The 18,386-nt window shown below is 63.4% G+C and carries 16 protein-coding genes; 10 read left to right on the top strand and 6 right to left on the bottom strand.

The genetic code is table 11. The features are described 5' to 3' along the window. Positions 1-46: 46 nt before the first annotated feature. The 4 genes from SB772_RS20430 to SB772_RS20415 all read right to left on the bottom strand — a co-directional run bounded on the left by SB772_RS20430 (position 47) and on the right by SB772_RS20415 (position 7,220). Positions 47-2,545 carry an acyl-CoA dehydrogenase gene (locus SB772_RS20430; RefSeq protein ID WP_410835026.1) on the bottom strand — a complete coding sequence of 833 codons (2,499 nt, stop codon included), beginning with the start codon at positions 2,543-2,545 and terminating at the stop codon, positions 47-49. A gap of 228 nt (positions 2,546-2,773) precedes the next feature. Further along, entirely contained in the window at positions 2,774-3,640 is an 867-nt protein-coding gene (locus SB772_RS20425) for a TetR/AcrR family transcriptional regulator (RefSeq protein ID WP_410835025.1), read from the bottom strand. A 352-nt stretch (positions 3,641-3,992) separates the two neighbouring features. Continuing rightward, complete coding sequence (locus SB772_RS20420) at positions 3,993-5,207, bottom strand: MFS transporter (protein ID WP_410835024.1); 1,215 nt, start codon at positions 5,205-5,207, stop codon at positions 3,993-3,995. Positions 5,208-5,450: 243 nt separating this feature from the next. After that, on the bottom strand, positions 5,451-7,220 hold the full coding sequence (locus SB772_RS20415) for an ATP-binding protein (protein ID WP_410835023.1): 1,770 nt from the start codon (positions 7,218-7,220) through the stop codon (positions 5,451-5,453). A 184-nt stretch (positions 7,221-7,404) separates the two neighbouring features. Here SB772_RS20415 and SB772_RS20410 point away from each other — a divergent pair, with 184 nt between their 5' ends. Then, positions 7,405-7,776 carry a response regulator gene (locus SB772_RS20410; protein WP_410835022.1) on the top strand — a complete coding sequence of 124 codons (372 nt, stop codon included), beginning with the start codon at positions 7,405-7,407 and terminating at the stop codon, positions 7,774-7,776. Between the two features lie 274 nt (positions 7,777-8,050). On the opposite strand, the gene SB772_RS20405 is transcribed toward SB772_RS20410, so the two are convergent. Continuing rightward, the gene (locus SB772_RS20405) at positions 8,051-8,293 is read right to left on the bottom strand and encodes a hypothetical protein (protein WP_410835021.1); all 243 of its coding nucleotides are present in this window, start codon (positions 8,291-8,293) and stop codon (positions 8,051-8,053) included. Positions 8,294-8,722: 429 nt separating this feature from the next. On the opposite strand from SB772_RS20405, the gene SB772_RS20400 reads away from it, so the two are divergent. The 9 genes from SB772_RS20400 (at position 8,723) to SB772_RS20360 (ending at position 16,346) form a co-directional block, all read left to right on the top strand. Then, the gene (locus SB772_RS20400; protein WP_410835020.1) at positions 8,723-9,253 is read left to right on the top strand and encodes an SUF system Fe-S cluster assembly regulator; all 531 of its coding nucleotides are present in this window, start codon (positions 8,723-8,725) and stop codon (positions 9,251-9,253) included. After that, complete coding sequence (gene sufB, locus SB772_RS20395; RefSeq protein ID WP_410835019.1) at positions 9,250-10,698, top strand: Fe-S cluster assembly protein SufB; 1,449 nt, start codon at positions 9,250-9,252, stop codon at positions 10,696-10,698. Before SB772_RS20400 ends, sufB begins: the two co-directional genes overlap by 4 nt. Before the next feature lie 43 nt (positions 10,699-10,741). Then, a complete protein-coding gene (gene sufC / locus SB772_RS20390; protein WP_410835018.1) occupies positions 10,742-11,521 on the top strand; it encodes a Fe-S cluster assembly ATPase SufC in 780 nt (259 codons plus the stop codon). After that, positions 11,521-12,867 carry a Fe-S cluster assembly protein SufD gene (gene sufD / locus SB772_RS20385; protein ID WP_410835017.1) on the top strand — a complete coding sequence of 449 codons (1,347 nt, stop codon included), beginning with the start codon at positions 11,521-11,523 and terminating at the stop codon, positions 12,865-12,867. The genes sufC and sufD overlap by 1 nt, the downstream gene beginning before the upstream one ends. After that, the gene (locus SB772_RS20380; protein WP_410835016.1) at positions 12,864-14,117 is read left to right on the top strand and encodes a SufS family cysteine desulfurase; all 1,254 of its coding nucleotides are present in this window, start codon (positions 12,864-12,866) and stop codon (positions 14,115-14,117) included. Before sufD ends, SB772_RS20380 begins: the two co-directional genes overlap by 4 nt. Continuing rightward, positions 14,114-14,566 (top strand): Fe-S cluster assembly sulfur transfer protein SufU, encoded by a 453-nt coding sequence (gene sufU, locus SB772_RS20375; RefSeq protein ID WP_410835015.1) that lies wholly within the window; start codon positions 14,114-14,116, stop codon positions 14,564-14,566. Before SB772_RS20380 ends, sufU begins: the two co-directional genes overlap by 4 nt. A gap of 8 nt (positions 14,567-14,574) precedes the next feature. Continuing rightward, entirely contained in the window at positions 14,575-14,943 is a 369-nt protein-coding gene (locus SB772_RS20370; protein ID WP_410835014.1) for an SUF system Fe-S cluster assembly protein, read from the top strand. A 1-nt stretch (position 14,944) separates the two neighbouring features. After that, the gene (locus SB772_RS20365; protein WP_410835013.1) at positions 14,945-15,265 is read left to right on the top strand and encodes a Rieske (2Fe-2S) protein; all 321 of its coding nucleotides are present in this window, start codon (positions 14,945-14,947) and stop codon (positions 15,263-15,265) included. Between the two features lie 94 nt (positions 15,266-15,359). After that, entirely contained in the window at positions 15,360-16,346 is a 987-nt protein-coding gene (locus tag SB772_RS20360) for a zinc-dependent alcohol dehydrogenase family protein (protein ID WP_410835012.1), read from the top strand. 103 nt (positions 16,347-16,449) lie between these two features. Here SB772_RS20360 and SB772_RS20355 read toward each other — a convergent pair whose 3' ends face one another. After that, positions 16,450-18,225, bottom strand: coding sequence for an alkaline phosphatase D family protein (locus tag SB772_RS20355; protein WP_410835011.1), 1,776 nt, complete (start codon positions 18,223-18,225; stop codon positions 16,450-16,452). Positions 18,226-18,386 lie beyond the last annotated feature (161 nt).

Here is an 18,386-nt window from a genome sequence, read left to right as displayed (position 1 = left end):
CAGTGTGCATGCGTTGCGCGTTGTCGTGGGTTTTTTTTCTGGGCGCTCAGGCCGCAAGCTGCAGCGCTTTGTCGAGCGCTTCCTTGCGCTTTTGCAATCCGGCCAGCATGTCGAAGTCGGCCGGGAAATCGTCGACCTTCACGACTTCCGCGCCATAGCGCGCGTAGTCCTCGAGCACGCGGCGCTCGTCGGCATCGATCAGGCCTTTCTGCTGCGCGGCGCTGGTCCACGCGGCCAGTTGCGGCAGGCTTTGCGGCATCGGCGCAAGCACGCCTTGCCGGACCGCGTCGCGCAGTTTCTGTTCGATCCCGGTGACGCGCGGGTTCAACTGGAACACCAGTTCGCCGTAGCCGAGCGCATCGACGTCCGGATGCGGCACATATGAGTCCGACACCAGACGATCGCGCGCCGCGCCCGGCGTTTGCATCAACTCGGCAATCTCGGTGCCGAGCTGGTCGGACGGCGCGCGATACGGCAGGCCGAACGGAAAGGCGAGCATACGCACGAGGCGCGCGGCGAAGCGGTTCGGATAGTTGGCGAGCACGCCGTCGATGGCCTGCTGTGCCTGGTACAGCGAATCTTCGACGCCCCAGCGCACCAGCGGCAGATCTTCTTCCTGACGGCCTTCGTCCTCGAAACGCTTGAGCGTCGCCGAGATCAGGTAGAGCTGCGACAGCACGTCGCCAAGACGCCCGGAAATGCGTTCGCGCCGTTTCAGATCGCCGCCGAGCACGAACATCGATACGTCGGCGAGCAAGGCGAAGGCGGTCGAGATGCGGGTCGCCGCGCGGTAGTACGGCAGCAGCGGGGCATGCGCCGTGCGTGGCCTGGCGATGAATGCGCCGCCGGTCACGCCGTAGACGAAACTGCGCGCCACGTTGGAGAGCGTGAAGCTCACATGACCGAAGAACGCCGCATCGAAATCGCGCAGTGCCTTGGGGCGATCCGTTTCACGCGTCGCGGCCATTTCCTTGAGCACATACGGATGGCAGCGAATCGCGCCCTGGCCGAAGATAATCAGGCAGCGCGTCAGAATGTTCGCGCCTTCCACCGTGATGGAGATCGGCACCTGCTGATAGGCGCGCGCGAGGAAGTTCGACGGCCCCATGCAGATGCCCTTGCCGGCGGCGATATCCATGCCGTCGTTGATGACCATGCGGGCGCGTTCGGTGACGTGATACTTCGCGATCGCCGAAATCACCGACGGCTTTTCGCCGAGGTCCACCGCATGCGCGGACAATCTGCGCGCGGCATCCATCACATACAGGTTGCCGCCCATGCGGCCGAGCGCTTCCTGCACGCCTTCGAACTTGCCGACGGCGGTGCGGAACTGGCGGCGGATCGCGGCGTACGCGCCGGTGCCGCGCACGGCGATCTTCGCCATGCCGACATTCGAAGACGGCAGCGAAATCGCCCGGCCCGCCGCCAGACATTCCATCAACATGCGCCAGCCGTTGCCGACTTGCGCGCGGCCGCCGATCACCCAGTCGAGCGGAACGAACACGTCCTTGCCCGAATTCGGACCGTTCTGGAATACCGCATTGAGCGGCCAGTGACGGCGGCCGATGTTCACGCCCCGGTGGTCGGTCGGAATCAGCGCGCAGGTGATGCCGGGCTCTTCGTCGGCGCCGAGCAGATGATCGGGATCCAGCGCGCGGAACGCGAGGCCGAGCACGGTCGCGATCGGGCCGAGTGTGATGTAGCGCTTGTCCCACGTGACGCGAAAGCCCAGCGTCTCGCGGCCTTCAAAAGTGTCTTGGCAGACGATGCCGATGTCCGGAATCGCCGCCGCATCGGAACCGGCGTAAGGGCTCGTCAACGCGAAGCAGGGGATGTCGTCGCCACGCGCGAGGCGCGGCAGATAGTGGTTCTTTTGCGCTTCGGTGCCGTAGTGCACCAGCAATTCGGCGGGCCCGAGCGAGTTCGGCACCATCACCGAAACGGCGGCGGCCGAACAGCGCGTCGCGAGCTTCATGATGACCTGCGAATGGGCGTACGCGGAGAACTGTTTGCCGCCGTATTGCTTCGGGATGATCATGCCGAGGAAGCCGTGCTCCTTGATGTACTGCCAGGTTTGCGGCGACAGGTCTTGCCACACCATGGTGGTGTCCCAATCGTTGGCGAGCTCGCACAGATGCTGGCATTCCACGTCGAGAAAGGCTTGCTCTTCGGCGGTGAGGGTGGCCGGCCCGTAGCCGAGCAAGGTGTCCCAGTGCGGGCGGCCCGAAAACAGTTCGGCGTCCCACCAGACGGTGCCGGCTTCAATCGCATCGCGCTCGGTCGGCGACATCTCCGGCAGGATCTTGCGGAACACATCGAGTAGCGATTTGGTGAGCCATGCGCGGCGCAGCGGCTTGAGCGCCAGCACCAGTGCGGGAAGCACGAACAGGACGGCCAGAACCGTGGTCGCCGCCGGGCCCGAAGCGCCGCTGGCATGCGCGGCTGTCACCCACGCGATCATGAAGGCAAGCCACCATGAAGCGCGTGCCTGCACGTAGACGAGCGCCAGCGCGGCGATGACGAGCACAAGGATGAACCACGGCATGACGTTTCCTCCTGTTTCGATGGTGCGTGCGAACGCATCCACGGGGCGCGGACGGCTCGCGTTCTGTTGTTGATCTTCTACTGGCGGTTTTGCGTCCGCCGCGCGTCGGGGTCGCTTTCTGGTCGCGTTTGTGTCGTGTCTATTGTTCGACCGCGCGGCGGCGCTTAGGTGCGGGACCTGAAGGCGCTGCTCAGGTATGCGGCATTCGTGATGTTCCGGTGGCGGCGCTCAAGCCGTGCCATGCAACGCGTGCTGAAATGAGTTCGCGTCGACACTGCCGCCGCGGCGTTCGCCGTCCGATGCGGGCGAGGCCGCCGCCGATCCGCTTGAAGCCGGCTGCGTGGCGGCCACCGCCGGGTTGGCGCATGCCGTCTGGTCTTGCTCGCCGCCGTCGGTGGCGTCGCCGAGCACGGCGGCGAACGTGGCCAGTTGCGTGCCATCGGGCAGGGGTGCCTTGAGCGCGGCCACCATCAGCGAAGCGAGACGCGCGATCAGTTGCAGATCGTTCATCGACTTGCCCTGTGAGAACTCGGAAATCAGGCTGTCGGTATCGGTACCGGCCAGCACGCCGGACAGCGCGCCGATCGCGAAGTGCAAACGCCAGCCGAGTTCTTCACGCGGCAGATGCGGCAGCGCGCGCTGGAATGCATCGAAAAAGCGCATGGCCACCGACTCGTAATGCGCGTTCAGAAAGTCGCGAATGAACGACGACGGATCGGTATAAGCGCGCCCGAGCAGCCGCAGGAACGCCTTGCCGCCCACGCGCGGATCGCGCGACAGCCGCAGCGCCGGAATGAACATCGCGCCGAGCACGTGCTCGCAGGTCAAACGCACGCCGAGCATTTCGTCGAAGCGGTCGAGCAATTTGAGCCGCTCCTGGTTGAGCTGGTCGAGCCGGCGCGACAGCATCGAGTGAATCAGCGATTCCTTGCTGCCGAAGTGATAGTTGACCGCCGCGAGATTTACTTCGGCACGCGAAGTAATCTGGCGCAGCGACATGACCTCATAGCCACATTCGATGAACAGCGTTTCGGCGGCGTCGAGGATGCGGGACTTCGTGTCGCCGGCATGCCGGCCTGTTGTGCGAACTGCCATGTCGCGTCTCCCAGTTGCCGGGCATCCGGCCGCAAACAAGCGATTCAAATGAATATTTGAAACAGCCGTTTTTTCAGGATAAGAAGAATAGCGTTGGCGATCAAGGATTCACTGTCGATTAACTCCTCTAGAAGACCTGACGCGGGTCGGGATGCGAACACGCGTGATACGGCCAGGCGCGCGGAAATAAAAAAAGGCCGTTCCGATCGAAATCGGAACGGCCTCGTATGGCTTGCTGCTTGTGTTTGGCCCTGCGTTTGTTCTGTTGCTGCGTGGCGGTTCGAGCCGCCTTTGGGGCTATTGTGCCCGATAACGGGCCGACGAAATAGCTGTTTAGTTCGAGCGCTTGAAGCTACGCTACAACTTCCTTCGCCGATTGCGTCATATCGATGCCGCGGCGTTCGCGGCTGAACGGAATCAACGCGGCGATCACCACTGCCACGATGCCGATCACGACGCCCATCACCAGTGCGTAGTTGTTGCCATGCGCTTCGGCGGCGCTCGCCTGCAGCGGACCGTTGACGGACGCGATCAGGTTGCCGAGCTGATACACGAGGCCCGGGAACGTCGCGCGGATTTCATCGGGCGAGATTTCGTTCAGGTGCACCGGAATCACGCCCCATGCGCCCTGCACCGAAATCTGCATCAGGAAAGCGCCGGCCGCGAGCAGCACTGGGGTGCTCGAGAATGCCCACAGCGGCAGCACCGGCAGCGCGATCAGCGCGGCGATGAAGATGGCGCGCTTACGGCCGATCTTCTCCGACAACGCGCCGAAGAACAGGCCGCCGCAGATCGCGCCGACGTTGAGCGTGATCGTGATCCACGACACCGTATGCGCGTCGAACTGACGTTGCACGCGCAGGAAGGTCGGATACAGATCCTGCGAGCCGTGCGAGAAGAAGTTGAACGCCGTCATCAGGACGATTGCGTACAGCGACAGTCCGACATGCTGCTTCAACGTGGCGACGAGACCCAGATGCGCTTTCTTTTCCAGCGTTTTGAACGCCGGCGACTCCGGCACGTGCGCCCGGATGTACAGCACGAGCAACGCCGGCAGCACGCCGACGAAGAACATGCCGCGCCAGCCGATGTACTGATAGAAGATGCCGAACACGACCGATGCGAGCAGATAGCCGCTCGGATAACCGGCCTGCAACAGACCCGAGACGAAGCCGCGCGACTTCGGCGGCACGGTTTCCATCGTCAGCGCGCCGCCGACGCCCCATTCGCCGCCCATCGCAATGCCGAACAGCGCGCGCAGCACCAGCAGGGTGGTCAGATTCGGCGAAAAGCCGGAGAGCAATTCCAGCAACGAGAAGCACGCGATGTTGACCATCAGCGTTGGACGGCGGCCGAATTTGTCGGCGAGCCAGCCGAAAATCAATGCGCCGACCGGACGCATCATCAGGGTGAGCATAATGCCGACGGTGACCGCCGGGATATTCGTATTGAACTCCGCCGCGATATCTTTCAATACGAATACCATTAGAAAGAAATCGAATGCGTCGAGTGTCCAGCCCAGATAGGCGGCGATCGTGACGTTTCTCTGTTCCCGAGTCCAGCTCATTGATTGTTCTCCTGATTCTCCGATAACCTTCGTTTGACTACGGGCGGCTGCGCAGCCCCGTATGCCCCGTAGTATGGGTTTCGAGCGAGTGTACGCCGAGTGTTAAGCGCTTGCATGGATGAACTGGCGTTTATCCGTCGTTTATCCGTCGTTTATCCGTCGTTTATCCGTATTAATACCTGGAGTGAATTGCGCCACGAATCTTTATGCATGCAAGATGTCGGGTGAATGTAATCGCGTGTTTCATGAGCGCTCGAGGCGCAACAGCGCATCGGCGAGGTCGTCGAGCGACAGCGGCTTGGTGAGATGGCAGTCAAATACGCCAACGCCCGCCTCGAGGCGACCGGCGCCTTCGGTATAGCCGGTCAACGCCACCAGCTTCGTCTGGCCGCACTGCGGGCGCAGGCGAAGCAACTGCGCAAGCTCGAGGCCGTCCATGCCGGGCATCGTGATATCGATCAGGGCAACGCCCGGCGTAAACGACTCCACGATCCGAAGCGCGTCGGGTCCGCTTTGTGCCCGTTTCACCTCGTGTCCATCGAGTTCCAGCAAGGTACCCAGCGCCTCGGTCGCGTCCGCGTTGTCGTCGACCAGGAGGATGCGCATCGGCGCCATCGTGCGCTTCGGGGTCATGCGCGCCTCGCCGGCGGTTTTGCAGACAATCGGGAGTCGCAGGGTGACTTCCGTCCCCTCGCCTTCGCCCGCGCTCGCAATCGTAACGGTGCCGTTGTGTGCCGTCACCAGATGCTTCACGACAGCCAGGCCAATTCCGAGTCCTCCTTCTGCATGCTGGCGTGCCGACGCCGACTGGGCAAACATGTCGAAGACGTGTGGCAGTAGCGACGCTGAAATACCGGCGCCGTTGTCCTTTACCCGGATGATCGCGGTACGGGGCGATGAATCGTCTATCGGGGCACTGCCAAGATCCGGCGCCTCCACCAGCAACGTGATGTCGCCGCCGGGAGGCGTGTATTTCGCCGCATTCGACAGCAGATTCGACACAACCTGCGTGAGGCGGGCAGGGTCCGCGTGAACGGTCACCGGATACGGCGGAACGGTGATATGCAGCCGGTGCCGGTCATTGTTGACGTCGGCCTTCAGCGCCGTCACCGCGTCCGCCACGATGTCCTGGAGCAAGCCGTACGAGGGACGCACGGAAAGTTTGCCATGCCTGATCCGGGACGCGTCGAGCAGGTCGCTGACGAGCCGTTTCAGTATCCGCATTTGCCTGTCGGCGATGCCCAACGCGGACAGTACGGCGGGATTGTCCGTCGCGAGCTTTCGCGCTGCCCTCAGCGCGCTGTCGATAGGGGCAATCGGATTGCGCAGTTCATGGCTCAGGGTCGCGATGAAGTCGTCCTTGCGTGCTTCGGCTAGCGCCAGTGCGTTCCTTGCTGCGTCCGCTTCAGCCGCGCGGGCTTCCGCTTCAGCTTTCGCCCGTGTGATGGTGAGCGCCGCGCAAGTGAAGTTCGCGAGGCGGGTCAGGATCCTGAGGTCCTCGGAGTCGAAAAGATGCGCCTTGTCGTGAGACATCACCCACACGGTGCCCCACGGTTCCGGTTCGCCTGGAATCGGTACGACCAGTTCTTCGATAATCTCGGGTTCAACGTGTTCCAGACAGGCATAGTGGCGTTGGGGATACGAGAACAGTTGCCCCGCGGCCAGTTTGAGCGCAATGCCACTCGGGCTGTCTTCAATCGGGGTTGTAGTGTCTACGGCGGCAACGCACGCGCCCGAAACGGCAACCCATCTGAAAACAGGGGGGCCGCCGGTGCCGGGCTCCAGCAAGCCGATGCCCGCGCTGCCCGCCTCGCATAGATCGAGTGCCATGTCCGAGAGCGTCTGCAGCATGGCGCCATCCGAGGAGATCAGCGCCTGCGCGAGACGATGCATCGACTCGCTTTCAGCCGCGAAGTCGGGCGGTCGATGCGCGCGCGCACCAAGCGCTGGTGTGACCAGGGTGCCCGCGCGCCGCGCGCGGTCCGCCTCGGATTGCGCGGACGGTCTGGCCATATGGCCTCCAAGGCGAAATTGGTATTGGGATGCACGTGCCAAGCGACGCCGTGCAGACTGAATTGTAGTCCTCGCGGCACGAAGATTCGGCCGTGCTGCCGCACGCGACGCCGGAATGTCTCTCGGGTACGCTTATTGCGAAGGCCACTTGTTATCCTTTTGACCTGAATGCGCGGTACGTGAATTGCCGACGGTCCTTTTAGTTGATGACGATCCGAATATTCTGCGCCCACTCCGGCTACTGGTGGAGCGTGAGGGATATCGCGTGCTCACGGCGCAGAACGGCGAGGCGGCACAGAGCGTCGCCGCGCTCGAGAACCCCAGTCTGATTGTGACCGACTGGATGATGCCGCACGTCGATGGCGTTGAACTGTGCCGGCGTTTGAAGGGTGACAGTGCGACGGCGCGCATTCCGGTGATCATGCTGTCGGCCGCGCTGCCGCCTCATTCGCAGGAGCCGCTATGGGACGTACTCCTGTTGAAGCCTGCCCCGATAGCACGGCTGATAGGGACGATTCATCAGCTTCTCGACGGCTCTCGCCCGGACGCGCCATGACGCACGCGTGCGTGGTGAACAGTCCGGTATGCGGAACAACAGATCGTTCGCTGTGCCACGATGGAGACGGCCGAAACCGCCCTAACCACAAGACCTAACGTGTTTCGCAAGTGTGATTCAGGTCCTGCGGTGATTCAGGTCCTGCGCGGTTTCTGCAGAGGAATAGGCGAGGCGGCGTGCGGCGGTCAGACTTCCAGTAGTAGAAGAGACGCGCACGCCGCAATTTTTTACACTGCATTGCAATTTGTGCACAGCACGATTTGCCGTCCAGTCGTTATCCCCCGCGTACATAGTGGTCAGAGACCACGCGTCGTCGATGAATCCAGGCGATCGCCAGTTCGATTGCCTGATCCATTGCTTCCTGAGCCTGTCCGAAATCGCCATCGACCCCAATCGTACGTTCTTCTCCATCCCGATCGACAATTGTCGCGGCGCCGGCAAATCGTCCACCGTTCGATGCGGTCACAATCGGATGGATGAGGCAACCGCCATATTCAATAGCGTTTCCATGTTGCATCGCGACCTCCTTCTACGGTACGCATTCGTTCCCGAACCAGAAGCAGTACGCGCGCCACCCGCGTTTCGACTGGAAAATGTCCGCGCTTCCAGCAACTCGGCACGCGCTTCTGATCGTAGCGCTTATCGCGTTCGACGACACGCTTTGCCTTGCAGGCGGCGTGCGTTCCGGGACCCGCGCGCACAAGACCCGAGCGTCGCCAGGGTTATAGATATCGGCCTACACTGAATGCACGTCGCCGCTGATTCGCGGCACGACCCGCCGGCTAAAAGCGGCCAGCTAAAAACGATAAGAACCTGCGGAGTCGACGGCGGCACTTCCCGTGCGGACGAGAGGCGAAACCGGCGTCAGCCGGCCAGTTCGCCATCCGCAATATGGACGGGCGTAATCCGTACTGATCGGGTCCTGATTGTGAAGGAGGGAATCCGGATGCTGCGCGTGACCAAACTGGCGGACTACGGCACGGTGATCATGACCGCAATGGCGCGGGATCCCGATGCCGTCCATAGCGCGAGCAGTATCGCGGCCGCGACGGGCATCGCGATGCCCACCGTGTCGAAGGTGCTGAAGGTGTTGACGCGGGGCGGCGTGGTGGTGTCGCTGCGCGGTGCGAACGGCGGCTACCTGCTGCCGCGGCCGCCGCAGCGGATCACGCTGGCCCAGGTGATCGCCGCTGTCGACGGGCCCTTCGGCATGACCGAATGCAGCACGCTGCCCGGCCTCTGTATGCAGGAGGCGGCGTGTGCGGCGCGCGCCAACTGGCTGAAAGTCAACCGCCTGATCTACGAGGCGTTGCAGCAGGTCACGATGGCAGACATGGCGGGGCCGACCTTGCGCGCAGTGGATATCAGCGCGATTCGCGCGCGCAGCATCCCGGGCCAACGTGCGGGTGCGGCACCGGCGGCGCGCAGGACGATTGATGGAGCGACTAATGGGACGATTGACGGAGGCCACGCATGAGCCCATCCACAAGTAGTTTCGACGAACTGATCGGTCGCGAATACCAGCATGGTTTCGTCACCGAACTGATGGCCGACGCGTTGCCGTGCGGACTGAGCGAGGACGTGATCCGGCTCATCTCCGCGAAGAAAAACGAGCCGGCGTTCATGCTCGAATGGCGGCTGACAGCCTATCGGCACTGGCTCACGATGACCGAGCCGCGTTGGGCGACGATCCAGCATCCGCCGATCGACTATCAGGGCATCGTCTATTATTCGGCGCCGATGGCGCAGAAGAACGGTCCGAAAAGCCTCGATGAGGTCGATCCGGCGCTGCTGCGTACTTACGAGAAACTGGGCGTGCCGCTGGCCGAGCGCGAACTACTGGCAGGCGTGGCGGTGGATGCCGTATTCGACAGCGTCTCGGTGGCCACCACGTTCCACGAAAAGCTCGCGGAACTCGGCATCGTGTTCTGTTCGTTCTCGGATGCCGTGCAGCATCACCCCGAGCTGGTGCGGAAGTATCTCGGCTCGGTCGTGCCGTACACCGACAATTTCTTCGCCACGCTGAATTCCGCCGTGTTCAGCGACGGTTCGTTCTGCTACATCCCGCCGGGCGTGCGCTGCCCGATGGAACTGTCGACCTACTTTCGCATCAACGCGCAAAACACCGGCCAGTTCGAGCGCACGCTGATCATCGCGGACCGGGGCGCGTACGTGAGCTATCTGGAAGGCTGTACCGCGCCGATGCGCGACGAAAATCAGCTGCATGCCGCGGTGGTCGAGCTGATCGCGCTGGAAGGCGCGCAGATCCGCTATTCGACCGTGCAGAACTGGTATCCGGGCGATGCGTCGGGCAAGGGCGGCGTCTACAACTTCGTGACCAAGCGCGGCGACTGCCGCGAGGCGAATTCGAAGATTTCCTGGACCCAGGTGGAAACCGGCTCGGCGATCACCTGGAAATACCCGAGCGTGATTTTGCGAGGCGATAACTCGATCGGCGAATTCCACTCGGTCGCGCTGACCAGTCACTATCAACAGGCCGACACCGGCACGAAGATGATTCATCTCGGCCGCAATACGCGCAGCACGATCCTGTCGAAGGGCATTTCGGCGGGCCGCGGCAAGAACGCCTATCGCGGGCTCGTGAAGATCAGCCGCGCGGCGCAGGGCGCACGCAATTACACGCAGTGCGATTCGCTGTTGCTCGGCGCGCGGTGCAGCGCCCATACGTTTCCGTATATCGAAGTCAGAAACCCGACGGCGAAGGTCGAGCATGAAGCATCGACATCGCGGATCGGCGAAGACCAGATGTTCTATTGCCGGCAGCGGGGCTTGTCTCCTGAAGACGCGGTGTCGTTGATCGTCAACGGCTTCTGCAAGGACGTTTTCAAGGAGCTGCCGATGGAATTCGCAGTCGAGGCGCAGAAGCTGCTCGGCGTCAGTCTGGAAGGCAGTGTGGGCTAATTTTTACCCATTTATCCACGGCGATTCGTGAGGTACACGAACCATGCTTGAAATCAGCAACCTGCAGGTCGAAGTCGACGGCAAGCATATTCTGCGCGGCATCGATCTGAGCGTGAAGGCCGGCGAGGTGCACGCGATCATGGGGCCGAACGGCTCCGGCAAGAGCACGCTCGCTCAAGTGCTGGCGGGGCGCGAGGACTTTGTCGTCACGGGCGGCACGGTCTCGTACCTTGGGCACGATCTGCTGGCGCTCGCGCCCGAAGAACGCGCGCACGAGGGACTCTTTCTCGCGTTCCAGTATCCCGTCGAGATTCCTGGTGTGAGCAACATTTATCTGCTGAAGGCCGCGTTGAACGCGCAGCGCCGGCATCGTGGCGAGCCCGAACTCGACGCGATGGAGTTTCTGCAACTGGTCAAGGCCAGAATGACGCTGATGCAGATGGACGAGACGCTGTTGTATCGTGCGGTCAACGAAGGATTCTCCGGCGGAGAAAAGAAGCGCAACGAGATATTGCAGATGGCGGTGCTGGAACCCCGGCTCGCGATTCTCGACGAAACGGATTCCGGACTCGATATCGACGCGTTGCAGATCGTCGCGCGCGGCGTCAACAGCATGCGCGCTGCCGAACGGGCGATCGTACTGGTCACGCACTATCAACGGCTGCTGGATTACGTCGTGCCGGACCGCGTGCACGTGCTGGCGAACGGCCGCATCGTGAAGTCGGGATCGCGTGAACTGGCCGTCGAGTTGGAGCGCAAGGGCTATGGCTGGATCGAGAATGAAACGATGCATCCAGCCGCTGGAGCAAGTGCGGGGCTTTGATGAAAGACAAATCGACCGACCCTTTCCACCAGGCTTTCAGACACGTCGCCAGAACCTTGCCCGGCGCTGAGTTACCGTGGCTGCGCGCCGCGCGCCGCAACGCCTTCGAGCAGTTCGACGACGTGCTCGGCCTGCCGACCACCCGTCAGGAGGACTGGAAATACACGGACGTGTCGGCGATCGGCCGGCATGACTGGCATTTCGCGCCACAGCGTACCGGCCGCGCCGGTCATCTCGACGACAGCGAGATGCGCCGTATCGTCGATGAACTCGCGCTGGACCCGGCGGGTCATCGGCTGGTATTCGTGAATGGTCACTACGTGCCGCGGCGCTCGAAACTGAATGGCCTGGCGCATGGCGTGTTCGTGGGCTCGCTCGCGCGGGCGTTGCGAGAAATGCCGCAACGGCTTGAAGCGGCAATCGTGTCTAAGACCTATACCGACGGCTTCGCGGCGTTGAACACCGCGTTTCTGGCGGATGGCTTTGCCGTCGTGCTGCCGCCTGGCGAAGTCCTCGATCAGCCGTTGCACATGCTGTTCCTGAGCGACGAGCCCGGTCTGGCTGTGCAGCCTTTCAGCGTCGTGCTGGCGGGCGCGCGCTCGGGCTGCACGATCGTCGAGCACTTCGTCGGATCAGACGGCGACGCGTATTGGACCAATGCGGTCACCCGTATCGTCGCCGACGAACAGGCGGATGTGCAGCACTACCGGTTGCAGCAGGAAGGGCCGAAGGCTTTTCATATCGCGTCGGTCGTCGTCGACCAGCAACGCGCCAGCTGTTTTGCATCGCATGCGTTCGCGTTCGGCGGCGCGCTGTCGCGCACGGGCATCGGCACCAGTCTGAACGCCGCCAACGCACAAGCCACGCTGAACGGTCTCTATTTTGTCGGCGGCCGGCAGCACGTCGATCACCACACGCGCATCGACCACGCCGACGTGCACGGTACAAGCCGCGAGTACTACCGCGGCGTGCTCGACGGCGCCGCGCACGGCGTGTTCAACGGGCGCGTCATCGTGCATCCCGATGCGCAGCAAACCGACGCCCATCAGTCGAATCACAACCTGCTGCTGTCGCGCGACGCTGAAATCGACACGAAGCCACAGCTCGAGATCTATGCCGACGACGTGAAATGCACGCACGGCGCGACCGTCGGTCAGCTGGACGAAGGTCAGTTGTTCTATCTGTGCGCGCGCGGCCTCGACGAGCGCATGGCGCGGGCGCTGCTGACCTATGCATTCGCGCGTGATGTTGTCGAACGTGTGCGCATCGATTCGCTGCGCGACCGGCTCGAAAACGTGCTGCTCGCGCGCACCCCGGAAGGCGCGCGCATCAGGGAGTTGCTATGAAGCCGATTGAATCCATGCCGGTGCCGGATCCGCGCAACGTCGCGCACTGGCGCGCTGATTTTCCGATTTTGGGCGAGCGCGCGCATGGCCGGCCGCTGGTCTATCTCGACAACGGCGCCACGACGCAAAAGCCCGCGGAAGTTATCTATGCGGAAAACGCCTTTTACCGTCATAGCAACGCCAATGTGCACCGCGGCGTGCATCTGCTGTCGCTGCGCGCGACCGATGCATTCGAGGCGGCACGCGCGAAAATTGCACGCTTTATCCATGCGGAGCGCGCGGAGGAGATCGTGTTCGTGCGCGGCGCGACCGAGGCGATCAATCTGGTCGCGCAGAGCTACGCGCGGCCGCGGCTCGGGTCCGGCGACGAAATCCTGATCAGCGCGATGGAGCACCATTCGAACATCGTGCCGTGGCAGATCGTCTGCGAGCAGACCGGCGCGGTGCTGAAAGTCGTGCCGATCGACGATACGGGCGCGCTCGTTGTCGACGCGTATGAAAGCTTGCTGAGCGAGCGTACGCGGCTGGTCGCGATTACGCATCTGGCCAATGCGCTCGGCAGCATCAATCCGGTCGAGCACATCGTTGCCGCGGCGCACGCGAAGGGCGTGCCGGTGCTGCTGGACGGCGCCCAGGCGATTTCGCATCTGCCCGTCGACGTGCGCGCGCTCGACTGCGATTTCTACGCGTTTTCCGGGCACAAGGTGTACGGGCCGACGGGAATCGGCGTGCTGTACGCCAGGGCCGCGCTGCTCGAGGCGATGCCGCCATGGCAGGGCGGCGGCGACATGATCCGCTCGGTAACGTTCGAGAAAACGGAATACAACGAGATTCCGTGGAAATTCGAGGCGGGCACCCCGAACATTGCCGGCGCGATCGCGCTCGGCGCGGCGCTCGATTATGTCGACGGGATCGGCATGGAAGTGATCGCTGCGCACGAGGCCAGCGTGCTCGCTTATGCGACGCACGCACTGCAGGCCATACCGGGTTTGCGCCTCATCGGCACCGCGCGCGATAAAGCGAGCATCGTGTCGTTCGTGCTCGACGGCGTGCATGCGCACGATGTCGGCACGATTCTCGATCGTCACGGCGTCGCCGTGCGTGCGGGCCACCACTGCGCGATGCCGGTGATGCAGCGCTTCGGCGTGCCGGCGACCGTGCGCGCGTCGTTAGGCCTTTACAACACGCGCGACGATATCGATGCGCTGATCGAGGGACTCGGCCACGTCGGGGAGGTATTCGGACGATGAGCGATCTGGGCGAACTCTACCAGGAGGTCATCTTCGATCACTACCGGCGGCCGCGCAATCACGGCGTGCTGGCCGGCGCGAACCGCAAGGCGGAGGGCTACAACCCGTTGTGCGGCGACAAGGTGACGCTGTATCTGAGGATCGAGGACGGTATCGTCAAGGACGTGAGCTTCGAGGGCTCGGGATGTGCGATTGCCACCGCGTCGGCATCGTTGATGACCGAAGCGCTGAAAGGCAAAACGGAAGCCGAGGCGCAAGCGCTGTTCGGGCGCTTTCGCGAGATGGTGACGGCATCCGGTCTGGTACCGGTGGGAGCGCCGGATCTGGGCAAGCTCGCGGCGCTGTCGGGCGTGCGTGAATTTCCCGCGCGGGTGAAATGCGCGACGCTGGCGTGGCATACGCTGCATGCCGCGCTGCAAGGCGAGGATCGCCCCGTGTCGACAGAGTGAGGCAGACGATGAGCACATTCGACTGGTTCAAGCGCGCCGAGGGCGCACAATCTGGCAGTGCCGCCACGACAGAACGGCTGGAAGAACGCGTGATCGACGCGTTGCGCACGGTGTATGACCCGGAGATCCCGGTCAACATCTTCGACCTGGGCCTGGTCTATGGGCTCGATATCGACGCGCACGCGGGGCGCGTCGATATCCGCATGACACTCACCGCGCCCGGCTGCCCGGTCGCGCAGACTTTCCCGGCGACGGTGGAGGAGGCGGTGCTCGACGTGAGCGGTGTGAACGAGGCGCACGTCGAACTGGTGTGGGATCCGCCATGGTCGCGCGAGCGGATGTCCGATGCCGCGCGCCTGCAACTCGGGATGCTCTGACATGTCGGACTGGGTCGAAGTCGCCGCCATCGAAGATCTGCCGCCCGGTACGCACCGCACGGTCGACGTGGACGGCGCGCAGGTTGCCGTGTTCAATCTCGACGGCGTCTGCTATGCGATTGAAGACGTTTGCACGCACGACGGCGGCATCCTCACGGGCGGCGAGGTGAACGGCGACGTGGTCGTCTGTCCGCGTCACGGGGCCAGCTTTTGCATCAGGACGGGGAAGGTCCTGGGGCCGCCGGCCTACGAGGACGTCGCGACGTTTCCGGTTCGCGTCGAGGACGGGCTCATTCAGGTGCGCGACGCACGGTGGGATTGATGATCGACGACGGGTATGCTTGATCCCCACGGCGATGTATCGCGCACGGCCGCATTCACGGCCGTCATGCAACCACCACGCCAAGGAGGGCGACATGCGCGCAATGGTGTTCGACGGGACTGCTCCAGTACTGCATGACATGCAGGTGGCCGATCCGCAACCGTCGGCCGGTCAACTGCTGATCGACATCCATGCATGCGGGGTGTGCCGCACGGACCTGCATGTGGTCGACCGCGAGCTGGCGCATCCGAAACAGCCGCTCATTCCGGGGCACGAAATCGTGGGAACCGTTGCCGCGCTGGGCGAGGGCGTGTCCGGATTCCGGCTCGGCGATCGCGTCGGCGTACCGTGGACAGGCCGCACCTGCGGCCACTGCCGCTATTGCCTCGGCGGCCGCGAGAACCTGTGCGACGAACCGGGCTTCACGGGCTACACCATCGACGGCGGCTACGCGCAGCGTACTGTCGCCGACAGCCGCTACTGCTTTCACTTACCCGAGCGCTATTCCGACGTCGAGGCGGCGCCGCTGCTGTGCGCCGGGCTCATCGGCTATCGCACGCTAAGCATGGCGGGCGACGCGCAGCGGATCGGCATTTATGGATTCGGCGCGGCCGCGCATATCGTGGCGCAAGTGGCGCGCCACCAGCGGCGCTCGGTCTATGCATTCACGCGCCACGGCGATGCGAGCGCCCAGCAGCTTGCGCTGCGCCTCGGTGCCCGCTGGGCCGGCGGCAGCGACGAGACTGCTCCTGACGAACTCGATGCCGCGCTGATCTTCGCATCCGCCGGCGCGCTCGTGCCGGCAGCGCTGAAGGCGGTGGCCAAGGGCGGCACCGTCGTATGCGGGGGGATTCACATGAGCGATATCCCGTCGTTTCCGTATGATTTTTTGTGGGGTGAACGACGCATCTGCTCGGTGGCCAATCTCACGCGCGCCGACGGGCACGCTTTCATGCAACTCGCCGGCGAGATTCCGCTCGAGATCGAAACGAGCCGCTATGCGCTCGCCGATGCGAACCGCGCGCTGAGCGACCTGCGTGACGGCAGAGTCACGGGCGCGGCCGTCCTGTGCATGCGGTGACGGTAGCGGTTGCGCGTTTCATCGCAAAGCGGCGCGCCGTGGACGAGATTGACACGTACTCGTCGGCATCGCGGATGGGTTCCCGTGCCTGTCACGGCAACGGCTATCCGATCCGCACGTCGGTCGAATCACGCGGCACGGTAAGCAGAATGCGGCCGGCGAGCGGATCGGCCGGCGCCGTCCCGTCGCCGTTCGCACGCTTGACCTTGCTGAATACCACCGAGAAGCCCTCGGGCGTGACCGTGGCCGACGCGTAGCCTTGTGCGTCGTGATCGACATAGCGAAGATCCGGATTGTTCGTCTTCAGGAAAGCGTCAAAGGCGGCAGGCGTGGCGACGAGCGGCGCAAACGGCGTCCCGCTCCACGCGGCCTTCACGTAGGTATAGAAAGACGTGCTGCTGATCCCAGCGCACACGAAATCGACGATCACCGGCGTACCGGTTGCGGGGTCCGGCACATCGCGCACCACGCCGCACTGAAACGCATGCAGATCGCCGGTGATCGCGACGACGTTGTGGATCGACTCCTGCCGCAGCCACGTGAGCAGGTCTAGTTTGTGGGCGGGATAGCCGTCCCACGAATCGCAGTTGATGACGAACCGCTCCTTCTGCTTCGCATCCGGTTTCGGAAAGGTCGCCCACAGACGATTCAGCATGACCTCGTTGCCCCACACCTTCCACGTCGCACGCGACGCCTTCAGTGTGTCTTTCCACCACTGCGTTTGCGTCGTGCCGAGCATCGATGGCATCCGGCCGAGTTGGCCAGCATCGAGCGCTTCGGAGCGCGCCAGCATGTCCTGTCTGACGAAGTACCGCGAACCGACCGCGTCGTCGCCCTGCACCGGGTCGTGTCCGCGCGCTTCGGCGATCGCCCGCGCGCTGACGACGGGCCCGTCGCGATGGAGCCTTTCGTCGGTCATCACCAGCTCCATGAGCGAGCCGAACCTGAACGTGCGATAGATACGGATGTTTTCGTACGATTCATTTCCGGGCGTGAACGCGACATCGCTCCAGTCGACCGGCATGTATTCGGCCCAGGCCTGGTTGGCGTGGCGCCGACGTTGCGTTTCCTGTTTTGCTTCGTTCGTGTACGCCTGATGATCCTGCCAGCAATCGTCCGAGAATTCGTGATCGTCCCAGATCGCGATCATCGGGAACTGGCGATGCACGGCCTGCAGCCGCGGGTCGGTATGGTAGGTTCGATAGAGCGTGCGATAGTCGTTGAGCGTATCCGCGTAAAAACCTCCGCCCGGCAGCGGTTGGCCGTCGGGTAATTTCAGCGGTGGATGCGACGCTTCTGCCGCGTCGTGGGTCGGGGCGCCGACGGTCTCATAGATATAGTCGCCGACGTGCACGACGAAATCGAGATCGGTTTCGGCGGCCATCAGGACCATGGCCTGCCAGTGATTGACGCTCCAGTCCTGGCAGGTGAACCATGCGAACCGTACCCGGGTATTCGCATCGGTCGGGCTGGGCGCAGTGCGGGTCGCACCGGTGACGCTGACGTCCCGGCCGGCGACGAATCGATAGTAATACCGGGTCTTTGGCAGCAAACCCGTGACTTTTGCCCGGACGGTGAAGTCGAAACTGTCCGACGCGCGCAGCGGGACGCTTGCGACGGTGGTTGCGAAATCCGGCTGCGCGGCCACCTCGAGCCGCACCGAAACTCTGTTAGCGCTGCCCCTCGCGGCGATGCAGCGCGTCCAGAAGACGACCGACGTATCCCGAGGGTCGCCGCTCGCGACGCCCTGCGGGAACAGATACCGGCGCTTGGGCGAGGACGCGTTCACAGGCAGCGCGGATCGGCACGGCATGAGCGTGCCGGTTGCGGCGGCGACCGTGAAGAAAGCCGTCGACTCCAGAAAATGACGGCGCTTCATCGCGTTTCCCGTGGAGATACGTCGCGCCGCGAGGGTGCTCGACCGGTGCCGGGGATGCTGTTCTGACCGGTGCCGGGATGCTGTTCTAACTGATCGCGCCGCTGCTGTTTTTCGTCGCGATGATTGACCGTTATCCGGGCAGCGTTGCGGCGCGGACAATA

The organism is Paraburkholderia sp. SIMBA_030 (genome assembly GCF_046535245.1).
Lineage (GTDB): Bacteria > Pseudomonadota > Gammaproteobacteria > Burkholderiales > Burkholderiaceae > Paraburkholderia.
The sequence above is the reverse complement of the archived record's forward strand: the minus strand, read 5'-3'. Positions and strand labels throughout refer to the sequence as shown.